Annotated in this window: 20 protein-coding genes and 1 pseudogene; 7 read left to right on the top strand and 14 right to left on the bottom strand. The window is 61.8% G+C overall.

The genetic code is table 11. From position 1 onward, the window contains the following. Positions 1 to 359: 359 nt before the first annotated feature. From LOY22_RS12960 to LOY22_RS12950, 3 genes are all read right to left on the bottom strand, one after another. The gene (locus LOY22_RS12960) at positions 360 to 1,256 is read right to left on the bottom strand and encodes a hypothetical protein (RefSeq protein WP_258597712.1); all 897 of its coding nucleotides are present in this window, start codon (positions 1,254 to 1,256) and stop codon (positions 360 to 362) included. A 566-nt stretch (positions 1,257 to 1,822) separates the two neighbouring features. After that, positions 1,823 to 3,289: a glycosyl hydrolase family 18 protein gene (locus tag LOY22_RS12955; protein ID WP_258597711.1), complete on the bottom strand. Its 1,467-nt coding sequence runs from the start codon at positions 3,287 to 3,289 to the stop codon at positions 1,823 to 1,825. Positions 3,290 to 3,414: 125 nt separating this feature from the next. After that, positions 3,415 to 4,416, bottom strand: coding sequence for a zinc-dependent alcohol dehydrogenase family protein (locus LOY22_RS12950; RefSeq protein ID WP_258597710.1), 1,002 nt, complete (start codon positions 4,414 to 4,416; stop codon positions 3,415 to 3,417). A 109-nt stretch (positions 4,417 to 4,525) separates the two neighbouring features. On the opposite strand from LOY22_RS12950, the gene LOY22_RS12945 reads away from it, so the two are divergent. After that, positions 4,526 to 4,936 carry a helix-turn-helix domain-containing protein gene (locus LOY22_RS12945; RefSeq protein ID WP_258597709.1) on the top strand — a complete coding sequence of 137 codons (411 nt, stop codon included), beginning with the start codon at positions 4,526 to 4,528 and terminating at the stop codon, positions 4,934 to 4,936. A gap of 12 nt (positions 4,937 to 4,948) precedes the next feature. Here the strand turns inward: LOY22_RS12945 and LOY22_RS12940 are convergent, their stop codons facing one another. From LOY22_RS12940 to LOY22_RS12930, 3 genes and pseudogenes are all read right to left on the bottom strand, one after another. Next, complete coding sequence (locus LOY22_RS12940; protein WP_258597708.1) at positions 4,949 to 5,578, bottom strand: c-type cytochrome; 630 nt, start codon at positions 5,576 to 5,578, stop codon at positions 4,949 to 4,951. 4 nt (positions 5,579 to 5,582) lie between these two features. After that, complete coding sequence (locus LOY22_RS12935) at positions 5,583 to 6,623, bottom strand: molybdopterin-dependent oxidoreductase (RefSeq protein WP_258597707.1); 1,041 nt, start codon at positions 6,621 to 6,623, stop codon at positions 5,583 to 5,585. 98 nt (positions 6,624 to 6,721) lie between these two features. Further along, a pseudogene (locus tag LOY22_RS12930) lies at positions 6,722 to 9,055 on the bottom strand (ATP-binding protein); the annotation flags it as partial. A 224-nt stretch (positions 9,056 to 9,279) separates the two neighbouring features. Here LOY22_RS12930 and LOY22_RS12925 point away from each other — a divergent pair. Continuing rightward, the gene (locus LOY22_RS12925; RefSeq protein WP_258597704.1) at positions 9,280 to 9,981 is read left to right on the top strand and encodes an EthD domain-containing protein; all 702 of its coding nucleotides are present in this window, start codon (positions 9,280 to 9,282) and stop codon (positions 9,979 to 9,981) included. Here LOY22_RS12925 and LOY22_RS12920 read toward each other — a convergent pair. After that, positions 9,978 to 10,454, bottom strand: a complete 477-nt coding sequence (locus tag LOY22_RS12920; protein WP_258597702.1) for a nuclear transport factor 2 family protein — start codon at positions 10,452 to 10,454, stop codon at positions 9,978 to 9,980. The two genes, LOY22_RS12925 and LOY22_RS12920, sit on opposite strands and share 4 nt — an antisense overlap. A gap of 105 nt (positions 10,455 to 10,559) precedes the next feature. Between LOY22_RS12920 and LOY22_RS12915 the strand changes: the two genes are divergently transcribed. Then, a complete protein-coding gene (locus tag LOY22_RS12915) occupies positions 10,560 to 12,413 on the top strand; it encodes an ABC transporter ATP-binding protein (protein WP_093383047.1) in 1,854 nt (617 codons plus the stop codon). Between the two features lie 24 nt (positions 12,414 to 12,437). Here LOY22_RS12915 and LOY22_RS12910 read toward each other — a convergent pair whose 3' ends face one another. Then, positions 12,438 to 13,049: a dTMP kinase gene (locus LOY22_RS12910; RefSeq protein WP_258597700.1), complete on the bottom strand. Its 612-nt coding sequence runs from the start codon at positions 13,047 to 13,049 to the stop codon at positions 12,438 to 12,440. 142 nt (positions 13,050 to 13,191) lie between these two features. Between LOY22_RS12910 and LOY22_RS12905 the strand changes: the two genes are divergently transcribed. The 4 genes from LOY22_RS12905 (at position 13,192) to LOY22_RS12890 (ending at position 16,160) form a co-directional block, all read left to right on the top strand. Next, on the top strand, positions 13,192 to 13,398 hold the full coding sequence (locus LOY22_RS12905; RefSeq protein ID WP_258597698.1) for a DUF6124 family protein: 207 nt from the start codon (positions 13,192 to 13,194) through the stop codon (positions 13,396 to 13,398). A gap of 109 nt (positions 13,399 to 13,507) precedes the next feature. Next, the gene (locus LOY22_RS12900) at positions 13,508 to 14,539 is read left to right on the top strand and encodes a hypothetical protein (protein ID WP_258597696.1); all 1,032 of its coding nucleotides are present in this window, start codon (positions 13,508 to 13,510) and stop codon (positions 14,537 to 14,539) included. A 42-nt stretch (positions 14,540 to 14,581) separates the two neighbouring features. Further along, positions 14,582 to 15,307 carry a hypothetical protein gene (locus LOY22_RS12895; RefSeq protein ID WP_258597695.1) on the top strand — a complete coding sequence of 242 codons (726 nt, stop codon included), beginning with the start codon at positions 14,582 to 14,584 and terminating at the stop codon, positions 15,305 to 15,307. Positions 15,308 to 15,380: 73 nt separating this feature from the next. Further along, positions 15,381 to 16,160 (top strand): YcxB family protein, encoded by a 780-nt coding sequence (locus tag LOY22_RS12890; protein ID WP_249744353.1) that lies wholly within the window; start codon positions 15,381 to 15,383, stop codon positions 16,158 to 16,160. Here LOY22_RS12890 and LOY22_RS12885 read toward each other — a convergent pair. Genes LOY22_RS12885 through LOY22_RS12860 form a run of 6 tightly spaced genes read right to left on the bottom strand, consistent with a single transcriptional unit; the run spans position 16,061 to position 22,377 of the window. Beyond that, positions 16,061 to 16,990: an AEC family transporter gene (locus LOY22_RS12885; RefSeq protein ID WP_213601299.1), complete on the bottom strand. Its 930-nt coding sequence runs from the start codon at positions 16,988 to 16,990 to the stop codon at positions 16,061 to 16,063. The genes LOY22_RS12890 and LOY22_RS12885 overlap by 100 nt on opposite strands. Before the next feature lie 5 nt (positions 16,991 to 16,995). After that, the gene (locus LOY22_RS12880) at positions 16,996 to 18,048 is read right to left on the bottom strand and encodes an FAD-binding oxidoreductase (RefSeq protein WP_176794259.1); all 1,053 of its coding nucleotides are present in this window, start codon (positions 18,046 to 18,048) and stop codon (positions 16,996 to 16,998) included. Then, on the bottom strand, positions 18,038 to 18,388 hold the full coding sequence (locus LOY22_RS12875; RefSeq protein ID WP_258597693.1) for a cupin domain-containing protein: 351 nt from the start codon (positions 18,386 to 18,388) through the stop codon (positions 18,038 to 18,040). Before LOY22_RS12875 ends, LOY22_RS12880 begins: the two co-directional genes overlap by 11 nt. Next, positions 18,385 to 19,554 carry a CaiB/BaiF CoA-transferase family protein gene (locus tag LOY22_RS12870; protein WP_045198930.1) on the bottom strand — a complete coding sequence of 390 codons (1,170 nt, stop codon included), beginning with the start codon at positions 19,552 to 19,554 and terminating at the stop codon, positions 18,385 to 18,387. The genes LOY22_RS12875 and LOY22_RS12870 overlap by 4 nt, the downstream gene beginning before the upstream one ends. After that, on the bottom strand, positions 19,551 to 21,095 hold the full coding sequence (locus LOY22_RS12865; protein ID WP_258597691.1) for a methionine--tRNA ligase: 1,545 nt from the start codon (positions 21,093 to 21,095) through the stop codon (positions 19,551 to 19,553). Before LOY22_RS12865 ends, LOY22_RS12870 begins: the two co-directional genes overlap by 4 nt. Next, positions 21,088 to 22,377: an acetyl-CoA carboxylase biotin carboxylase subunit family protein gene (locus tag LOY22_RS12860; protein ID WP_213601301.1), complete on the bottom strand. Its 1,290-nt coding sequence runs from the start codon at positions 22,375 to 22,377 to the stop codon at positions 21,088 to 21,090. Before LOY22_RS12860 ends, LOY22_RS12865 begins: the two co-directional genes overlap by 8 nt. Between the last annotated feature and the right edge of the window lies 1 nt (position 22,378).

The following is a 22,378-nucleotide window of genomic DNA, read 5'->3' as shown; positions in this document are numbered from 1 at the left end:
ACCCGGCTCTACGTAAATGAAGGCGAAACAATGCAGCAAGCCAGGTCGTATGGGCGTTCAACCGAAGCGCCGGCGCCAGCGAACACAGCGCGATCCGACTGGTTGGCTTGCGATAATCGATATATTGAACCAGCCTGCTTGATCCGGTGCACACTCCTTGCGGTGGACATTATCCACCCTAAGTCGTGTCCAATCAGCCCGGGATAGACCACCAGGGAGTGATCAACAAAACAGGCAAGGAAACGCCACTGAACGCTTTTCAGTGGGCTTCGAGGCCTGTTATTTATACAGAAAAATCCATCTAGGAGTCGCATGGATACAGCTAGAACCCTGATCAGCTTCCTCTCCGGATCCGTATGCTATTGACCAGATCGGCGCAGTGATTTATCCGACCCAGTAATTTTTCCTCCACTCTTTTCGACTTCCCGTCGAATTTGCTCCTGGTTAACCTCGTCCATCGCAGCTTTTGATTTCAAAAACTCCTCATATCCCCTCTTGATGTAGAGCTTCAAAATGCCTGGTACTTCTTGAATCTTTCCGACATCAAGCTCGCCGACCTCAAGTTTCGTCGCCGGGCTTGTTTCCTCGTAGGGCCAGCCAGGGCTCAGGATGTAGAAGTACATGAAAGGCAGTTTAAAAACTGCAAAATACCGATGAGGGTGATCAGTGAATCTGATGTCTTGAGATCCGATTGAGCGATCTATACCATAAGTGTAAGCCTTTGGAAGACCATAAAATGGTGGCTCTCCGTAGAAGGGCGCAAAATAAATAGTCGTGCTGCATCGATTGTTTAAGATGTCTTGTTTAGACGCGTCCAAAAACGCATCTACCACAACCTTATCTTCACTTGTTCGATTATTCTCATCGTCGTTAGTAGTAAGCAACGCTCGCCAGAATACAGACAAAACAGCTAGCTGGATTTCATCGCTAATCACTAATATTGAGCTTTGCTTTTGGTAGTTCGCTATTTTTCTGAATAGACCCTCGGCAAGTTTTTTCTCCCAAACGGAAAGTTTTCCTTCGCAACCTCCGCACAAAAGGTGTTTTTTTGGCCCATCTTGGTGTCGGACATTGACGTCCCGAGTGTCCCGAATGAATTGCGTGGCTGACGTTTTTTTAAGCCAGTCATAAGCGAATTTGGGGATGCAGTGAGACTCTTTCAGCAAGACATTTTTGTCATCACACAGCGCGCAGTCTCCTAGGACACCGCCCGTCGCTGCCACATCGAACTCTTGCTTAGTGATGTTACTTTCCATCGTCAAAATTTTCCCTTGTTGCTGATCCGTTGATACTCGCGCTCACCGAAGCCTGGCATCTGCTCTGCCAAACCAAGTACTGGTGGCAAGAGACGTCTTCACCTGATTGCCGAGAAAGGCTGAAGAGGCTTGAAGCTCATAATCACTTCTTAATCCACAGCCAAGTCCACGTATCTGTACAGTGGACTGCAATGATAGCTTAGCGCCGTCTCAGAATGAGACGAATGCGCTTTAGCCCACGCAGGAACGTTGGCGTACCTCCTCGTTGGAGGTGTTCTCACCAAGCAAGACGTTCAAACATCAAGACGCGGTGAGGAAACGTTTGTGCTGGCTTTCAGATTCGTAAAAGCGGTGATGACTGTGAGAGGTCTGGACAACGAGGCTGATGCGAGTGGTGAAACAAGGCCTATGAACGCCAAACGATGAACAATCGCTTTATTTTCTAAAGCATTGAGACTGAAGTCCCCGGCCTTTGAGCTTCTTATGAACATCTGACATCGCCCACTTGTTAAATCGAATATTATGAAAGAAAGCCCGGCATCACCGCCGGGCTTCGCATTCTCCCCCTAAGCGCGCCTTTTGATCGCCACCTTCGCCCACAGCGTAAACGCCTCTGGTGGTGTCCAGCCTGAGTTTGATACGTGCTCTTGCAGGCACACGTAATGATTGCCTTCGTAACTCACGCCATCCTCCTTGAAATACCGTTGGTTCAACTGCCACTCGGGGAACTCTGGATCGGTGATGTCTCCGGCCGTTCGAACGATCAGGCTCTTGCTCGGAAGCGACTGATTCCCCTGAGTGTCTGTTGCGGTGACAAAGTAGCTGTACTGAGTGTTCGCCTTCAGGCCTGAGTCCTTCAGCGTTAACGTTGGTGTATTACCTATCGCAGCCCCATTTCGGTACAGCGTGTAGGTCACGATCGGCCGCGGGCCGCTTGAAGCGCCCCAACTCAAGGTCATGCTGATTTCGGTGACGTCCCTGGCCGACAGGTTCGCGGGCGCCGTTGGCCGCTCGCCAGGCTGCGATTCGCCGTGAATCAACGGTGCATAACGATTGTAGAACTCCCAGTTGTAGGCAACATTGTCCCGGGTAACACCGTCGTCCCAGTTGATGGACCAGGTCATCAGCCCTTTGATGGCATGGCCAGCAGTGTCGAGACGCTTGAATGCATTGACAACGGCAGCAGGATCTATCACATAGCCAGTGGCCGCAGCGTCGTTGTTGGCCGGTAAGCCAATGACGAATTTATCTGCGGGGATGGCGATGTAGTCCCGCGTGCCGGTCACCAGGCTTTCGGTCAGGTAGTAGAGGAAATCCTCTTTCATTTCATCATTGTTCTGGGCAATCCAGGCACCTTGACCACCGTTGGCCTCCTGTACCCAGATCCCATCGCCACCCTGGTTGTAGTACTGCGGCGCGATGAAGTCGTAGTAGCCCTCAAGGGCCTGAAGGTAGCCAACGTACTTGCCGCCAACCCTGAGGTAGGGAAACTCGGGGGCCATGCTGATGATGAAGTGTTTCCCTTCGGCCTTGTAGTGATCCTTCACCAGTTTCAAGGCCGCCGGCAGCACCGTCTTGTTGTCGGCAAAATCAATCGCGCTTTGCTCCAGGTCGATATCCAGCCCGTCAAAGCCGTAGACTTCAACCAGGCGAATGATTTCATTCGCCAGTGGCTGCTCATCGCCCTTGTGCAACTCGATATGAGCGTCGGCGCCGCCCAATGAGATCAACACCGCCCTCCCCTGACTGTTGAGCACGCCGACCTGACGGCGAAACTCATCCTCGGAGAGGTTGTAGGGGCTGAAGGTAGGGATACCTTGGCCTTTCATGAAAGCCACAGCAACAACGTTGTAGTCCTTGGGTACATCCACCAGATTCAGATTGGCAAAGTGCCCACCTTGATAACCGTCACTATGGCCGGCTTGCCAGTTATGCCAGAACCCCATGAGGATTTTTTTATTGGCAATGCTAGGCATCAATGATGCTGAATCATTTACTTGCGACTTCAGTGATGAAAAATCAATTTTAGACATTGTTCTATTCCCTCAGAACTGTATTAAGGCCGTACATGGCCCGACCGATCTGCTCCCTGAAGGAGCACTCTGAGGCTAGCGCAAGGTCTTGGATTTTCCACCATGGAGCGTCTGGCAGGAGGACGTTACTCGATATCGATGACGACCTTGCCCACAGCCTTGCCCGAACCCTGCAAAACCTGTGCATCTTGGGCTTGGGCCAGGCCAAAACGGTGAGGGTCCATCAGCGGTTTGAGCTTGCCCTCTTCCGCGAGCCGCGTCGCATGCCGCAGGATTTGCCCATGGTGCGCGCGCCCTTCCCCGCTGAGCATTGGCAAAAGCACGAATATGCCTGACAGCGTCACGCAACGCAGGGAGCCAGGGGCCAGGTTATGGGAGGCGAAAGCAAAACAACTGGCGACATGGCCATAGGCTTTGGCCGCAACCAGGGAGTCGTCCAGGCTCTGTCCGCCCACGGTGTCGTAAACGATGTCGAAGCCTTTGCCTTCAGTGAAATCCGCAACGTATTGCTCGACAGTTTTGGCGTTGTAATCGATAGGCGTAGCGCCAAAGGATGCGACGATTGCTTGCTTGCCGGCGGACGCTGTCGCGTACACCTCAGCGCCGTGTGCGGCGGCAATCTGGATTGCTACATGGCCGACTCCGCCAGCGCCGCCTTGCACCAGCACACGCTGGCCGGGCTGGACAGCAGCGCGATCGACCATGCCTTCCCAGGCGGTCAAAAATACCAGCGGAAGTGCCGCGGCTTCGCGCATACTCAGGTTCTTCGGTTTCAATGCCAGCAGCGCAGCGTCGACCGCAGCATACTCGGCCAGCGAGCCCTGCAGGCCGCGAACGCCTCCGGTGAGTCCGTAAACCTCATCGCCGACGTTGAAGGCCGTCACCTCAGGCCCGGTTTCAACCACGACGCCTGCAAGGTCGGTACCGAGAATCGCGGGCAACTCCGGCATGGCGTAGGGGGCAAGCCCCAGACGAATCATGTTGTCGATGGGGTTAACGCCGCTGGCTGCAATGCGCACGAGGACTTCGCCCGCCCGTGGCGACGGGCGTTGTACGGTTTTCTCCAGCAATGCTCCGTTAGCGTAGTCGTCTAGCACCATGGCTCGCATCGTGTACTGGCTGTTCATTCTGATCTCCTGAGAGGTTGTTTACAGTGGGTAATCCAGGGATTAGGGTTAGCTTGAGCCTTTAGGTATCATCTGTCGATTAGGCACTTTTTTGAAACGTAGGCACCCAATGGTAACCATCACCACACCCACTGTTCGCGATCCCGGTAATCCCATGGTGGTCTGTGAGCAATGCCCGCCTCGCCGAATTCACGCGCTTTTGGCGCCGAAATGGTCGTCCATGGTGATTTATGTACTGAGTTTCGGCTCGATGCGCACAGGCCAGCTCCAGCGCACGATGCCGGGAATTTCAAAGAAGATGCTTACCCAGACCCTGCGCGAGCTGGAGAGTGATGGTTTGCTCGCGCGCAAGGTGCACCAGGTGGTGCCGCCCATGGTCGAGTATTCACTGACCGAGGTGGGGCACAGATTTGTCGAGCCGCTGATGGCGCTCTATGAGTGGGCAGAAGACAACGCCGAGCTTCTGGACGAGATTGAGGCCAATCGGGCGGCTTCCGGCGGCAATTTAGAGGCCAGCTAAAGCCACACCACCTCACTGGCGCAAAACAAACTCGGCCAACTGCTCAAGCGCCTGCGAACTCAACCCCGCAAATGCCGGCATCGGTACTTCCCCCCAGCGGCCACTGCCGCCCTGGCTGATATGCTCGATGAGTTTCGCGACCGCCTGGCCATCATTTTTATAGCGCTTGGCAACGTCCCGATAGGCCGGGCCGACCACTTTATGGTCAATGGCATGGCACGCCAGGCATGCGTTCTGGTCCAGCAGCGCCTGCACGTCATTGACCGGTTTGTCGGTTGCCGGCAAGACGCTGGTCTGCGGTTGCATAGCCGTTGCCGGCGCACCTGAATAAGCCCCCGCCAGGTACTCGCCGATCACCTCCACGTCCGTATCCGATACTGGCGCGCCGTAGCTGTCTTTCATCTTGCGGACCAACGCTGTCCAGTGCGTCCGGTCGAAACCTGGCGGCTGGTACTCGATGTAGTCGGCCGAATGGCAAATCCCGCACTTCTGCTGCGCCAGGTTGTAGCCGGGCGCCTGCGACGGGCGCAGCTTGACTGTTTCGGCTGGCAACTCAATGGTCAGCGGCGCGGCATTCGCCTGCGCCGCGCAGGCAAGCAACAATGCTGACAGTGCAACGTGTTTAATCAACCCAGCGTTCATTGTTTCACTCCTGGACCACGGTAACCGGGGTGCTTTCGATGTCGTTCTTCAGGTAGATGGCGGGGTTCCACTGCAGTGTCCGCGGTTGCTGCTCGCCGTTGTTGCTGGTGGCGCGTACCTGCAAACCGACCTTGCCCAGGTGTCGCGGTCGCCACGCCAGTGTCCACTGGCGAAATGAGTAGCGGCCAAGGTCTTCGCCCAACTGCGCCGGATGCCAACGCCGGCCACCATCGTCCGACACCTCGACGCTGCGAATGCCGTGACCACCGTCAAAGGCAATACCATTAAGCGTCAGCGGCTGGCCGAGTTTGACCCTGTCGCCGGCCTGCAGGCTGGTGATGAATGAACGGACTTTCAGCTTGCCGATTGGCCGGGTCTTGTCCGCTACGCTGCCGGCAGGTACGCATTGGCAGTCGTTGTCCGGCACGCGGTAGGCGTTGGCCATGAAGAAGCCATCGAAGGTGTGATCGATGACTTCGATTTCACTCAGGTGCTTGACCCAATAGGTGCCGGCATAACCCGGCACGATCAACTTGATCGGGTAGCCGTTGAGCAAAGGAATGTCTGTGCCGTTCATGGCCCAGGCGATCATCGGTTCGTCACTGAGCGCCAGATCGATTGCCAGTGACTTGATGAACTGCGGGGTGGTGGGTAGCACCGGCTGATCGAGGCCACGAAAGGTGACCTGTTTGCCAGCGGCCTGAACCCCGGCACGCTTGAGCACGGTTTTCAACGGGATGCCGGTCCATCGCGCATTGCCCATCGAACCGTTGCCCAACTGCGCACCGAACACCCGCGGCAAGCCATAACCTCGGCTGTTACCGGAGCACTGGTTGACTGCCACCACCTCAACCGCAGGCGCCAACGCCTTGAGTTCGGCAAGGCTCAGGCTCAGCGGCGTGTCTACCAGCCCCTTGATCTGCAACTGGTAAGTGTCCGGGTCGATCGAGGTCGGGATATTGGCCAGGTGGTAGCGAACGAAAAACGCATCATACGGCGCTTGTAGGTGTTGCGGGGTTGGTCGGGCATCGTCTATTGCACTCAACAGGGAAGGAATTGCTTGCGTTTCTCCTGTTGAAACTAAGTAAGCGTAGGCAGCTAGCCTATGGGAAATTTCCCAAACTCCTACGAGCGGATGCCGCGTCAACGCCCAGGAAACACCCCGGACTGCTCCAACGCCAGCTCCAATCCCCCCAGCGCCTGATCAAGCTCAGCCACACACACCTCAAGCCGCTCGACATCCAGCTGCGGCGCACCGCACACCGCATCCAGCTGCCGGCAGGCGCTGACCAGCTGCACCGCCCTGACCACTTGCGCGGCGCCCTTGATACGGTGGGACAGCCTCGCCAGGCTTTCGGTATCGCGCTGCGCCAGCAGCGCTGCCAGCTGTTGCCGGTCGTGCTGGTTGTTGTTGAGCAGCTCCTCGAGGATCTGGCGAAACTTCACCGGCTCGTTGTTGAGCAACAACTTGAGCGGCGCCAGGTCCATCACCGCCGTTGCCGCAGCCATCGGCAGGTCGGACGCGGCCAGATGCGGCTGCACCTCGGTTGGCGGGCCATCGTCATGCAAAGCGCGCAAACGCGCATCCAGCTCATCCACGCCGATTGGCTTGATCAGGCAGTCGTCCATGCCGGCCTTGATGCACAGTTCGATTTCCTCAGGTTGCGCATCAGCCGTCAGGCCAATGATGACCGTACGCTCCTGCGCGTCGCCGCCCTCTGCCTGGCGGATGGCCTGCGCCAGTTGCGAGCCGCTCATCACCGGCATGTGGCAATCGGTGATGACCACGTCGAACGCGCCCTCGGACCACCGCTCGAACGCCACCTGGCCGTTTTCGGCCTCGCTGACGTCATGGCCGAGAAAGCTCAGTTGTTGATGCAGCACGCGCCGGTTGACTTGATGATCGTCCACCACCAGTACCTGCAAGCGGTAGCGTTGCCCGCTCGGCGCTTTCTGCCCAGCCTGCAGCCCGGCAACCGCCTCAAGCACCTGGAAGCGCAGCGCCATGCCTACCCGTGTGCCCTGCCCCGGCTCGCTGCTGATGCTGACCTGCCCGCCCATCATTTCGCACAGCGAACGGCAGATGACCAGGCCCAGGCCGGTGCCTTCGTTTTCCCGCACGTTGCGCTGTACCTGGACAAACGGCTGGAACAATTGCTGCTGGTCGTGTGCGGCTATGCCGATGCCTGAGTCCTCGACGATAACTTGCACATCCATCTGCGCTGAATCGTTCAGGTGGCCGACCACCGTGACTTTGACGAAGCCGACCTCGGTGAACTTGATGGCGTTGCTCAGCAGGTTGGAGACTACCTGCTTGAAGCGCAGGGCATCGACCAGTACATCGCGGTTGATGTCGGCATCGATCTCCAGCATCAGCGTCAGGCGCTTCTGCCGGGCCAGGCCTTCGAATACCCGGGCCACCGACTCGACCAGTTCCCGCAGGTTGGCGCGCTTGGGCGAGAGGCTCATGCGCCCGGACTCGATGCGGGCAATGTCAAGAATGTCGCCGATCAGCTCCAGCAGGCCGGTCGCCGAGTTGTGGGCGATTTCGATGCTGACACGGTCGATGCGCTCATCGGCGGAGCGCTTGAGTATCAGCTCCAGCAAGCCGATCACGGCGTTCATCGGCGTGCGGATTTCATGGCTCATGGTCGCCAGGAAGCGCGTCTTGGCCCGGCTCGCTTCAACCGCCTGCTCTTTCGCCTCCTGCAACTGCTGCACCAGCCGGTGATGCTCGGTCAGGTCCATCCAGCCACAGATCACCCCACGGGTAACACCTTGCGAATCTTCGAAGGGTTGAATCCAGTGTTCGATCCAGGCCTCTTTGCCGTGCATGCGAATGGCATGGACCGCCTCGATCGATTGCCCTTCACGCATGGCGCGCAGGTAACTGCCGTGAAAGTCGGGAAGCGCCTGCGCCTCGATGCCGGGCATCTCGTGGATCGTCTTGTTCAAGACTTGATCGGCACTCAGGCCGACACTCGCCAGGTAGCTGCGGTTGCACGACAGCATGCGGCCGTCGACATCACGCACATACAAGGGCCGCGGCATGCTGTCGGTCAGGGTTTCAATAAACTGCAACTGGTCGTTGAGCCTGTGTTCGGCGCGCGTGCGCGCACGAATCTGGCGGCGCAGGTACAGCACCCAGACCAGGGCAAGCGCCAGCAGCACCACAGCGCCAGCCACCAGCTCGGTAATCAGCGTTCGATAATCACGCCAGGTCTCGCCGCTCATGCCAGGGGGCGAGCGCCAGCGGTTGGTAATGGCCGTGAGTTCGTCCGGCGAGATGTCCTGCAGGGCCTTGTCGAGGATCGACTGCAGCTCCGAGTCGCTGCGGCGCATGGCGAAATTGGCAGTGGCCGGGCCGATGTCGAGCAATGCGTTGATGCTCAGGCCATTGTCAAACAGGCGAATGTTGTAATAGCGCGCGGTCGCCAGTGGGGCCACGGCGGCATCGGCCTTGCCTTCGTACAGCAGGGTGTTCCAGGCTCATTCGGCTGACCTCACAAGTGGGTGTGGCTTGAGTCTATCGAGCCGCAGGCGGGTGCTGATCGTCCGTTGGGACTAGCTGTGGCAAAGCGTTTGAACAGGGGCCGGCGCTAGTCTGTTTGGAGGATTCCGTGGTTTCGCGTTGCCCCCAGCATGGCTTTGGGTCGATACCCCGCCCGCTCATTGACCAACTGCGAAGGACCTTGATCGCCATGGAAAAAGTCATCTACCTGCTCTGGCGTGACACTCAGACCCCGCGCGAAACCTTTGCCCGGCAACTGCGCTGCGAAGTTGCCGCGCAACTGCAGGCGCACGGCGCGCAAAGGCTGCAACTCAACCTGGCCGACAGCGACGTCGACGCTGCGGCAGGCTTGCGCCAGGAGAACAACCGGCCGCTGCCGCACGCCTGCCTGTCGCTGTGGCTGGACAGCGCCAACGCCAGTGCCAGGCAGCCGTTCGACCGGCTGATCATGGCGGCAACCGCGCGTATGGCGGCCTATCTGGTGTGTGAGTCCGAAGCCATCGGCAACACACGCTTTGCGTGCGCGCCGGGCGAGCGAACCTACGGTTTTGCGCAAGTAGCCCTGCTGACCCGCCCTCCTCGCCTGACCCCGCAGGCCTGGCTGGACATCTGGCGCAACCACCACACGGCAGTGGCCATCGACACCCAGGACAACTTCCAGTACGTGCAGAACCTGGTGGTGCAGGTGCTGACCCACGGTGCCCCGCCGATCGACGCCATCGTCGAAGAGTGCTTCCCGCCGGCGGCGATGACCGACCCTCAAGCCTTCTTCGACGCGGTCGGCGACGAGGCGAAGTTCCAGCGCAACCTGGCAATCATGATGGACAGCTGCGCGCGCTTTATCGATTTCGACAAGATCGACGTGCTGCCCACCAGTCAATATCGCCTCTAGGGCCGGTCAAACAGGTTGGCCGTGACCTTGAGCTGTGCAGGTATCGGTGAGGTCACGGTTTCAAACAGGCGCTGGTAGCCTGTGGCAACGATCAACCAGCGCCCGTCACGCTTGACGTAGTCATCCTGGTACAGCGCCGTGCCGTGCAGCATCCAGTCGCCCTCAAGGTCGATGGCGTGATCTTCCAGGTACCAGCTGCCACGCGCGGTGTCGGCCGAGAGAATTTCGATCTGCGGATGGTGCCCGTGGTGTTTGCACAGGAACGTCGGCCGGTCGAGTATCGCCTTGAGCCCTTCAATAAAGGCTGCCCGGCTGTCGAAGCTGTATTTGCCGCCGTCCAGGGCGGTGGTCAGGTCTTCGGCCAGGCAGGCCTCCAGTGCCGTCCAGTCATGGCAATCAACCGCAAGAAAGTAACGGTACTTGAGCTGCTTGATGTGCTCGATCTCGACAAGGTCGTCCAAAGTAAGGACCATCAGTGGTACTCCTGGGGGTGGGGAGGCATCGGCACAGGATAGGTCGATGCCCACTGACGTCATCGTCCGGCTAGACTACAGGGCTACACGTTTTCGGAAGCCACCATGCTGCAGATCTTTGAACGCCGCCTCGACCCCTTCCCGCCCGACGAAGTACCACCGCCACCGGTAGGCCTGTTGCGCTTTCTGTGGGCCTGCACCCGTGGTGCGCGCGGCTATGTGCTTGCGCTCGCGCTGCTCAGTGCCAGTGTGTCGATCTACGAAGCCTGGTTGTTCGCCTTTCTCGGCCAGGTGGTCGACCTGCTCTCGACCTGGCAGGCCGGTGGCGCTACCGACGGCGAGGAGCGGCGCGTGCTGTGGGGCATCGGTATCGTGCTGTTGACCAGCATCGGCCTGGTGGCGCTGCGCACCATGGTCCAGCACCAGGTACTGGCGATCAACCTGCCGCTGCGCCTGCGGTGGGACTTCCACCGGCTGATGCTGCGCCAGAGCCTGTCGTTCTTTTCCGATGAGTTCTCCGGGCGGGTGACCACCAAGGTGATGCAGACCGCCCTCGCCGTGCGCGAAGTGCTGTTCACCCTGATCGAGATCATCCCCGGCATCGGCGTGTACTTCATCGCCATCATCGCCCTGGCCGGTGGCTTCGCCCTCAAGCTGATGCTGCCTTTTATTGCCTGGGTCGCCTTGTTCGGCCTGGCCATGCTGTACTTCGTGCCGCGCCTGGGCAAGGTCGGGCAGGAGCAGGCCCATGCCCGCTCTTCAATGACCGGGCGAATCTCCGACGCTTACACCAACATCACCACGGTCAAGCTGTTTTCCCACTCCAAGCGTGAAGCGCACTTCGCCCGCGCGGCGATGGAAGATTTCAAGCAGACCGGCTTTCGCCAGATGCGCCTGGTCAGCCAGTTCGAAATCGTCAACCAGGCGCTGGTGGTGGCCTTGATCATCGGCGCCGGCGGCTACGCCCTGTGGTTGTGGCACCAGGGTGACGTCGGCACCGGCGCGGTGGCGGCGATTACCGCCATGGCCCTGCGCATCAATGGCATGTCGCACTGGATCATGTGGCAAATGACCGCGCTGTTCGAGAACATCGGCACCGTGCAGGACGGCATGGCCACCCTCACCCGCGGCCCCAAGGTGCAGGATGCGCCGAACGCCGGCGTGCTGCAGACCCGCGGCGGCGCGGTGAGTTTTGACAATGTCAGCTTCAACTACAACGGCGAGCGCCAGGTGCTCGATGGCCTCAACCTGAACATCCGCGCCGGCGAAAAGGTCGGCCTGGTGGGCCGCTCCGGCGCCGGCAAGTCGACGTTGATCAACCTGCTGTTGCGCTTCTACGACGTCGACAAGGGGGTGATTCGCATCGACGGCCAGAACATCGCCGAGGTCACCCAGGACAGCCTGCGCAGCGCCATCGGCATGGTCACCCAGGATACTTCCCTGCTGCACCGCTCCATCCGCGACAACATCGCCTATGGCCGCCCGGATGCCACTGATGCGCAAATCCGCGCGGCGGCCTACCACGCCCAGGCCGATGGCTTTATCAGCCAGCTGAGCGACAAGCAGGGCCATAGCGGCTACGACACCCTGGTCGGCGAGCGCGGTATCAAGCTCTCGGGCGGCCAGCGCCAACGCATTGCCATCGCCCGGGTGATGCTCAAGAACGCGCCGATCCTGCTGCTCGACGAGGCCACCAGCGCGCTGGATTCGGAAGTGGAAGTAGCAATCCAGGAAAGCCTCGGCGAAATGATGCAAGGCAAGACCGTCATCGCCATCGCCCACCGGCTCTCGACCATCGCGGCCATGGACCGGCTGATCGTCATGGACGAGGGCCGTATCATCGAGCAAGGCACCCACGCCGAACTGCTCGGGCGCAACGGCACCTATGCACGGCTGTGGCAGCACCAGAGTGGCGGCTTTCTGGGTGAGGATCAGGGGCTGGCGCTGGCCGAGGAATAGCTGGCCGAGAAACAGTAGCCGTTGCTAGTGCAGGACTGCATAGATCGACGAAACCACCTGGCGGGTGGCTTCCTCGATCGTGCCTTCATTGCGGCACAGCACCCAGCCGTTATCGGCAACCGCCTGCTCGAACGCCTGGGTACTCGCCACGTGCTCTTCGAGCCTGTGCATCACCGTGCTGTTCAGCCCGCGGTTGCGTGCTGCGGCCCTCGCCCACGACACTTCAGGGTCGGTGACCACCCCGACATGCAGGTCCGGCACCCGTACGTTGCGCTCCAGGTTCAACTGCAGAATCTCGGCAAACGGCACTAAACGGCGAAACGCCGCATCGGACGGGTACCAGCGATCGATGAGGATGATGCTGTCGGCGGGCTGTTTGCTCAGCACATGCGCGGATATCCAGGTGCGGCTATCGGCCAGACGCTGACACACGGCCAGTTCCAGATCCCGGCAGGGATTGCGCACCAGCTGGTTGACCAGGGCCATGGTTGCACCACGAAAGGGATCGCTTTTTTTCTCGCACAGGCGGATCACCTTGTGCTTGTCGGCGCGCAAGGCTTTGGTCACGGCCTCCAGGAGCGTGGTCTTGCCGGTGCCCTTGGGCCCATCGAGGGAAACAAACAGCGGACGGTTCATGCTTCAAGCAACAATTGAGGGAGTGATGCGCACTCTACTGGTTTCTGCCGGTCATTGGGCTTGCTCCCACAGTAAACAGCGACAAATCGCGACGCTGTAGGTGTTTTCTGTAAGACCGTTCTGAATCATACTTCCGCCGCCGTTGCGCTATCCCGCCGAAGAAGCGCTGCTGCATGCCTGCCAGTTGCTGGAATGCGCCGAGGCCACGGTCAGCGACGCGCTCGACCACCTGACGCTCAACGACCACTCCCTGGTGTACGGCGCCGGCCAGCACATCGAGACGGCGCGGGCGCTGATTGACGCCGTGCTTGATGGTGGCGGCGTGAACCGGGTCTTTAGCCCCCGCTAGACGGTGGGATCAGGGGCGAGTGGAGCAAAGGCAGCTATTGGCTCAATACCCCAGGAGCCAATCATTGGCTATGATGCCTGCCCGTCAGACAACCGGAAGTCCGATCCTCATGCTCAAGCCCCTGGCCCTGCTGACTCTCGCTGGTGCGTGTGGCTACGCCAGTGCCGCATCCAGTGACCTTGCCGGCGTCTGGCAAGGCACTCTGGGCAAAGCGCCGATCAGCGCCTGTTTCAACGCCGCCCCCGAGCGCAACGGTAGCTACTACTACCAGCGCTTTCTCACGCCGATCCCGCTAGCCCAGGAAAACCCCGGCGAACCCTGGGCCGAACACGGCAATACGGGTTTCTGGCACCTGGACGCACCCCAGGGCGATCACCTGAGCGGAACCTGGCGCAAGGCCCCGGGCGCCACGCCGCTACCTCTGGCGCTGACACGCACCAGCGCCGAAGGCTGTGGTGGCGACGCCTTCAACCAGCCGATGGAGGCAGCCCCGCTGCCGGTCAAGGTCGAGAAAAAGACCTTCGGCGAGCACGCCTATCAAGTACGCACCCAAGGCGCCCAGGTCACCTTGAAGCTCAACGGCGACAGCCCGGCCATCCATAAAATCAATCAACACCTGGCCCGCCTGGCCGCAAGCCCCGAGGGCCAGAACACCTTCTTCAGCGAACGCCGCGAGTTCCTCGGCCGCAACGGCTCCGCCGCAACCAGCGAGATCAGTGTCGAGCCCACCTACTGGTCATCACAGTGGATCACCGTCAGGTTCTACCGCTGGAGCGCAGGCTATGGTCGCGGCGGCATCAGTTGGGGCCTGCACAGCTGGAACCTGCAAACCGGCGAAAGCGTCGACCCCTGGACCTGGATCGGTACGCGCTTTGCGTGGGACAGCCCCTACACCGGGCATGTCGAACTGCCGAAAAAATTCGCCAGCTGGTTGCAGACCCAGGCCAGCGCAGACAGCGATTGCCCGGATGTCGCCAGTTACAGCAGCTACGACCTGAGTTTCGACACCCAGGGCCTGCGCCTGGCCAACCAGCCCAGCGGCGATGGCTGTGATGTCGACCTGAGCTTCACCTGGCAACAACTGCAGCCGCTGCTCTCGGCGCAGGGTCGGGCCGCGCTGCCGAGCTTGCAGGTGCCGTGACAGGTTCGCCAAACATAGACAACTCCCCGAGGTAGCCAGTCAATGGACCCGACCGACACCCAGGCCCTGCAGCAACTGCGCAGCGCCATCCCCATCGGCCTGCGCCATGCCCTGGCCTTGCTGGAGCGCTGCGCAGGCGACCCGCAGCAGGCCGCCGAGTGCTACAAGGCCGAGCTGCTGCAGGTGCTGGTGGACAGGTCCGGGCTGCCCGCCGATCAGGCCCGGGCGCACCTGCATGGCGCAGGCTATGACCTGAGCCGCGCCTTGAGCGCCATCGAGCAAATGCGCTACAGCCTGACCGAGCGCATCTTGCGCCAGCATCACCAGGACAAGGGCCGCGCCCTGGACCTGATAGCCCAGGCGCTGGAAACCGCCGAGCAACTGCCGCGCCAGTACTGGCTGGACTTCGCGCGGCTGGAGCAACTGCCCCCGGCTACCCGCTGCTTCATGGTGTTGCACGAATGGCTGGCCTTCGAGGACTGGGAAGGCTTTGACTGTGCCCTGCACTTTCATTTGCCGCAGGCCATCGCCCAGCTTCGGCACCTGCAGCGGGATGCGCTGGCCGATACCCTGGACCAGGCCGAGCAACGCCAGCAACAACTGCGGGCAGCCCATGCCGGGGGCGAAAGCGCCGCAGAGTTTGCCGTTCGGGTCAACCAGGATGCGCTGTTCAACACCTGCCAGCAGCGCTTCAGTGAGCAGCGCGCGCACCTCGATGAGTGCCTGTACGCGTGGGTAGAGCGCCATATCGAGCAGTTCCCCGCCTGAAACAGGGCCGTCAGGCTGCAAAAGCCGGTAGACTGCCGCCCCCACCGAACACGGACCTCGGATCAACGCCGCCATGGAACTGCACTTCAGCATCACCGCCGCCCATCTTCACACCTGGATGGCCGAACGGCTCGAGCAGGAATTGCTCAAGCAGGATCAGCAGCAAGCGCGGGCCATGGCCACCTTTGCCCGTTGGCAAAGCCGCCTGGTCGGCCCGCTGATGTTCACCCTGTGCGTGGTCGGCGGCTTGCTGGCGATCTATTTCCCCGAACGACGCTTCACCCCGCAAAAGGTCATCACCCTGGGGCTGTTCGTGCTGCTGTTCATCCCGCTCTGGTGGCGTTTTTCCGGGCGCTGGATCAAGCACCTGCAAGCACGCATCGCCGCCAACCACGCCAAGCCCCGGGCACCGTTGCGCGGGCTCAATCAGCGGCTGATCGAAGCCCGCTTGCGGGCGCCACTGAAATCGCTTGAAAGCACCTATTGCCTGCGCTTCGACGAGCAGGGCTTTAGCCTCGACAAAGCCGGTGCCGGCACCAGCAGCCTGGCCTGGGAGCAGATCGCGCAGGTGCTGGAAACGCCTTACTGCTACCTCGTGGCCAGCGCGCCGATGGTGAGCCAGGGCCAGTCCTTGGTGATTGTCAAAGACAGCGAGCTGATGCCGCCTGAGCAATACCAGCAAGGCTTGCGTGCGTTCCTCGGCCACTGCCCGGTGGCGCCCTCGACAATCGTTGAGGCCACCGGGCACACCGATCAGGGTACGGACATCACTGATAGCGAGCCGGCCAGCAGGAACATTGGCACGAACGACAGCACCGTGGACACCGCCACGACGAACGCCATCAGCCGATGATCGCCACCATACTGGGTTGCCAGCACATATGAATTGCTCGCACAGGGCGCCACCGAGTACAGCAGCACCAGCGTGGCGACCAAGGGCGGCACGGGCCAGGCGCTGATCAGCGCATAGGCCAGCAGCGGGAACAGCCCCAGGCGGATGCTGGCAGTGAGCAAGCCGGTCTTGCACAAGCGGGCAAACTCGCCGCTGGGTATCTGCAAGGCCGCCCCGACGCAGATCAGGCTCAACGGCAAGGCCGGTGCACCCAGTGCGCTCAGCGGCTGGGCAAGCGCTTGCGGCAGCAGCACGCCGCTCAGGTTGAGGGCAAGCCCCGCGCCACTGGCGAGGATCAGCGGGTTGAGGCAAACCTTCAGGACAATCCCCCACACCGAGCCGTCCCTGCTGCCGAACGCCAGCAATACCACGGTATTGGAAATCGCCACCATGTAGGCAACCACCACCGCTGCAACGCCGTAGTCCTCGGGCGTGAGCAACTGCGAGGCCACCGACAGGAAGATGAAACTGTTGAAGCGCACCGAGCCCTGCATGATCGAGGTGAAGGTTGCATGCACCACGCGCAGGTAGCGACAGCCAAGCAGTACGCCCAAGGTAATCACCAGGGTGACCGCACCGAGGATCAGCACCGTCGATTTGGCCGTGCTGCCCATGGCGCCGGCGGTGGCGATGGTATGCACCAGGTACGCCGGAAAGAACAGCCAGTGGGTGAGCTTCTCGGCGCCCTTCCAGAAGCCGCTGTCCAGCCACTCGCCACGCCTGAGCACGACACCGATCAGGATCAATATGAATGACGGCGCAATGGCCGCCAGTGCTGTTGCTGCATGCATGATGCTCAGGTTTCCTTGCAATGATTGATAAAGCCCGGGGCGCTGGCATTGGCCAGCAGCCCGACCGCCACCAGCGCTTCGTTTGCCAGCGCCGGGGCAAAACGCACCCCCGAGCCGGAAGCACCGACCAACGCACAGGCGCCAGGCCCCCCGGGCAGGCACACGACCCTGGGTTCGCCATCGGCGCAGTAGCTGTCAAATGCCGCGCGCGCGCGCAGCGAACGGATGGGCAGGCCGGGCAGCTCTTGTTGGAGAATGCTCTGCGCTTCACGCGCTTCGTCGGGCAAGGCGTCGACGCGACCGTCAGCGACAGCGCGCCAGTCGGCAGAGGTGATGCTTAACAGCCAGCCATCGCGGCGCTGGTTGGGCATCACAAAGGCCTTGCGCGCTGGCATGTAGATGACCCCTTGCGTTGGGTCCGGTAGCTGTGCAGCGTGCAGGTCGAACGCCACGATCTTCTTGATCAGGCTGCCCGGGATTGCCCCCAGCAACGCGTTGCTGCGGGCACCGCTGGCGAAGATCACGCGCCGCGCCGTCACCGCGCCGGCGCTGGTCTGCAGGCACCAGGCACGGCCATCGCCGTCCAGGCGCTCAACCCGGGCGGCAAGCCGGGTCAGGCGACCCTCGCCAGGTGCCAGGTAAGCGCTCACCAGGCCCGGAACATCGATGACAAAGGCATGCCCGGCCTGGAACAAGGCCGGCTTGGCCGAGGCGCCGCGGTACTGGTGCATGAGCGCTGCCAGGCGGCCTTCGAGTGGCTTGGCGTCGAACAACAGCGGCCTTTGCCCCTCGCTGGCGACAAAGCTGAACGCAACCTTGGCGACCCCCGGCCAGCGCTGGCTCAGTGCCTGGTAATGGTCGAAGGCCAGCTCCGAGCGCCGGCGCCGGCTGCCCGCGCCGCAAAACGGCGTCACCAGGCCCGCCGACAGCGCCGAGGCACTGGCGCGCTGGCCGTCATCGACCAGCATCAGTGACAAACCGGGCAAGCACTGGCGTACCCGGGCCACCAGGGTCGCGCCGACAATGCCGGCGCCGACCACCACCAGGTCAGCCTGCATGGACATTCCACCAAACGGTGCTGATGACCAGCGGTTGCACACCATCATTGTGAATCTGGTGCTGGTGATGCGGCTCGAACAGCAGCACATCGCCCTGCTCGACCCGCAGCTTGCTGCCCTGGTATTCCAGCACCCCGCCGCCGTTGGCGATCATCCAGCATTCGCGTACTGCGTGCTTGTCCGGGCGCGAGGTGCACTGGGGCGCCACGGTAAACAGCCCGCCCCTGAACGGCGTGACCCCTGCGCCCAGGCCGGCGAAGTCCGCTTGGCGCAGCACCACGCCCGGTACATGCGACTCGGCGGGCAGTGGCTTGACCTTGGGATTGGCAGTGCCGTTCATGCTTTTACCTCCCGAATGGAGCGTGACAGTTGCTTGAGGATCGCCTCGCGATCCTGGTCCAGTGCCGGTGCGGCGCGACGCTTGCGTGGGTCAGGCGCGTCAGAAATCTTGATCGGCGAACCCACCAGGCGGTAGCGCCCCACTTGCGGGTCGTCGATGTCGATGAGCATGTTGCGCTCGGCCACCTGCGGATGGGCGACGGCCTGGTCGACGCGGTTGATCGGGCCGGCGGGCAGCCCGGCCGCAGCGAAGTGCTCGGTCCAGGCGCTGACCGGTTTTGCCGCCAGGGCGGCATTGAGCGTCTGTGCCAGCAGTGCCTCGTTGTCCTTGCGTGCTTCGGCGCTCGAGAAGCGCGGATCGAGCAGCATGTCCGGGCGCTCAATGGCCTCGCACAGCACGGCAAACAGCTTGTCGTTGCCGGCCGCGATGATCAGCCCGCCATCGAGCGCCTGGTACACGCCAAACGGTGGGGCGATCGCCGGCCGGTAGCTGCCCACCGGCCCGGTCACCTCGCCAGTGGCGAAATAGCGCCCGATGAAGTACTCCATCAGGGCCAGCTGGCAATCGAACATGGCGATATCGACCTTCGCGCCATGCCCGCTGTGCTGGCGCTTGAGCAAGGCCATCAGCAGCCCGCAGGTAAGAAACAGGCCAGCGCTGATATCGCCGATCGACACCCCGACGCGCACCGGGGTGCGTCCTGGTTCACCGGTGACGCTCATGATCCCGCCCATGCCCTGGACGATCATGTCGTAGGCGCGCCGCTGGGATGACGAACCGGTGTGCCCGAACCCCGAGGCGGCGCCGTAGATCAGCCGCGGGTAGCGCGCATGCAGGGTATCCCAGCCATAACCGAGCTTTTCCATGGTGCCTGGGCGAAAGTTCTCGGTCAGCACATCGGCGTGCTCCAGCAGGTCTTCGAAGATCTGCCGGTCTTCGGCCTTCTTCAGGTCCAGGGCGATGCTTTGCTTGCCGCGATTGAGCGACGAGAAATAGGCAGACTTATTGCCAAACCACGGGCCATAGGCGCGGGCGTCGTCGCCCTTGCCCGGCTGCTCGACCTTGATGACCCGCGCCCCATGGTCGGCCAGCAGCATGGTACAGAACGGGCCCGCCAGTACCCGGGTCAGGTCGACGATGAGCAATCCTTCAAGGGCAGGTTTCATGAGCTGGCCTCCAGTTGGCCGTTGGCGACGGCTCGGGTTGCAGCGCGGCGTTGCTGCTTGAACGCCTGCACGCTGACCTCACCCGGCTGCCCTAGCCTGTGCCAGATCGACTGCGCCAGCGTCGGCAGCAACGGACAGGCCAGCACCGCCAGGCCCTTGAGCCACCAGTACCGACTGTTGTCGTCAGCCAGGCTGGCGAACAGCGCCTCCCAGCCGGCGATGCTGCGGCTCACCGCCTGCGGATCGAAGCTGGCGAAGGTCAGGGCCTGGGCCTGCTCGGCGTAGGCTGCATCGAATGCAGCCATCACCGGCGCATCGACCGCCGCAGCCTTGGCGGCACCGCCGAGTGCCGTGTTCACCCGCTCGATCAGGCCCGCGTAGCGGCCATTGAGGAACTGCTCGAAGTCTTGCCGGGTGAAATCCGTGCGCTGGTGAATCGGGCTGGTGCTGGCCAGGAAGTACCTCAGGGCATCGCAAGGTACCCGCCCTTCGCGGGCCATGTCCTCGACCCACACCGCCCAGCCGAGGCTGGTGGAAAACTTGCGCCCCTCCAGCGTGTAGAAGTGGTTGATGAGAAAGTGCTCGAACGGCTTGGAAAGGCCGTCAGCCATGGCCATCGCCTGGATGCTGACCAGGTGCGAAACACTGTTGTCGATGCCAAAACCATTGACCGTGATGACCGGCGAGTCGCGATCGAACGGGTTTTGCGCCAGGCCCGTCGCCCGGGCAAAGCAGTCGCCGACAAAACGCACCGCGCCAAACAGCAGGCCATGGCCAAACAGCGTCCGCGCCTGGCCGTCCAGCTGATAGGGCAAGCCCCATCCGGCATGGTTGGTGACCCGTACCCGGGCTGGCAGCCGGCGTAGATGGCGCCGGGCGATGTCGATGAATGGGTCTGGGGTCTGGGTGGCCTGCAACTGCGCGAGCAGCGCCTGCGGCTCGCGGATCTGGAAGAACAGGTTGTCCAGTGCCCGCGCGGGCACCTCTTCGCCCCAGCGTGCACGTGGCGCGCGCACCTGGTCCGGCTCGAAATGTGCGCCGCAGTCTTCACAGAAGAACCCGGAAATGGCCTGATCGCACTGCGGGCAGTGCCCGGTCAGAAAGCTGCCACTGACAAACGTCTGCCTGGCGGTGGACCACGGCATTTGTTCTTCGACGCAGCTCACCTGACCCTGGGCGCTCAAGCGATCGACCAGGTCGACATGCGCGGCCAGGTATTGCTCGCGGTGCTCGGGGTCGAGCGGATCGACGAACAGGTCGACCTGGATGTTCATGTAGGCCAGGTCGTTGATGATCCCTGCGCAGCTTTCCTGGGCCAGCGACGCAGGATCGACGTCCGCCTGCTGGGCGCGCAGCGGAATGTAGGAGTCGAAGGGGTCGCTGGCGCAGACGATGCTGGCCCGGTGGCCTTCGCGGCGCAGGTGGCGCGCCAGTATGTCCAGGTTCAGGTACGGGCCGGCGACGTGGCCAAGGTGCAGCCGGCCGTTCGGCGCCGGCATCGCCGGTACCAGCAGGTATTGTTTTGCCGTGACCTCAGACATGTGACGCCTCCCGTTGCTGAGCAATGTCCACCTTGACTTCGCTGGCCAACTGCCCGAGCACCGCGTGGATATCGTCCTCCAAGGCGCACTGGGCAATCAGATAGGCAATTTCGTAGGCCTTGAAGCGCTCGGCGGGCAAGGCCATTTGCGCGCCCTCGCCGGCCACCACCTGAAGAAAGCGCATCTCGCTGCGTTTCCACAGGCGTTCGTAGCCTTCGACCCGGGTCACCTGGCCGGTGCGCGGCGGCATGATCACCCGTTGCCCGGCGCGGGTAGCGGCGCTGGCGATGCGATCCACGCAGCCGTCCGGGATCACCCCGCACGCCAGTTGCAGCACGGCCTGATACGGGGAGTAGCCCAGCAGGCTGTTGGGCAGCAGGTGCGAGTTGATGAACTCGCCGCCCAGGCGACCGCCGATCTCGAGGATCTTCGGCCCTTGGGCGGTGACCATCAGGTCGACATGAAAGCCGCACCAGTCTATGCCGGTGGCCGCGACCGCCGCGCGAACCATGGCGCAGATACGTTCCTGCAGCGCGCCGTCGAGCTGCGAAGGTGTGGTGTTTTCGTACTGGATCGGGATCGAGCGGTCGAATGTCTTGTCGATGATTGCGTTGATCACCACCCGGCCGTCGGCGACCAGCCCCGACACCGAGTGCTCGCTGCCGACCAGTTGTTCCTCAAGCAGCGCATGCTCGCCATACAGCGCGTACATCTCGCCTTTGTCCGCAGTGTTGTAGGCACGGAAGGCGCGGTACACCTGCAGCGCATCGCAGCCTTGGTCGAGCACAAAGATGCCGCGGCTGCCCGAGTTGCCGGCAGGCTTGAGCAAGGCTGGCAGGCCGACGCTTTGCAGGCCGTCAAGGAACGCCTGTTCGTCGCTGACCACGGCGTAACGGGGGTTGGCGTTGGCCACCGCGTCCAGGCAGCGGCGCGTGCGCGCCTTGTCACGCACATTGGCAGCGGCCTCGGCCGAGCTCCCCACCAGGCCCAGGCGCTGGCTCAGGCGGCTGGCCAGTTCGACCTCCAGGTCCTTCCAGGCAACGATGCCTGAGAGCGTGATGCGCTGCTCGTCGAGGTAGCCAAGAATCGCCTCCTGAGCGGCGTCATAGTCGCCCAGGCGAGTGGCGATCAGCCCTGCGCAACCCATGGACTTGAACACCTCTGGCGTGGGCGTGGCAACCAGCACTTTGAAGCCAAGCGCATGGCCCGCGGCGATTTCGGCGATCCTTTCGCCGGCCAGGGCACGGGTGTCGAGGTAGAGGATGTAAGGTGCTTCAGACATG

Origin of the sequence: Pseudomonas sp. B21-035 (genome assembly GCF_024748945.1) — a bacterium.
Classification (GTDB): Bacteria; Pseudomonadota; Gammaproteobacteria; order Pseudomonadales; family Pseudomonadaceae; genus Aquipseudomonas.
This window is presented reverse-complemented; position numbering and strand designations above follow the sequence as displayed.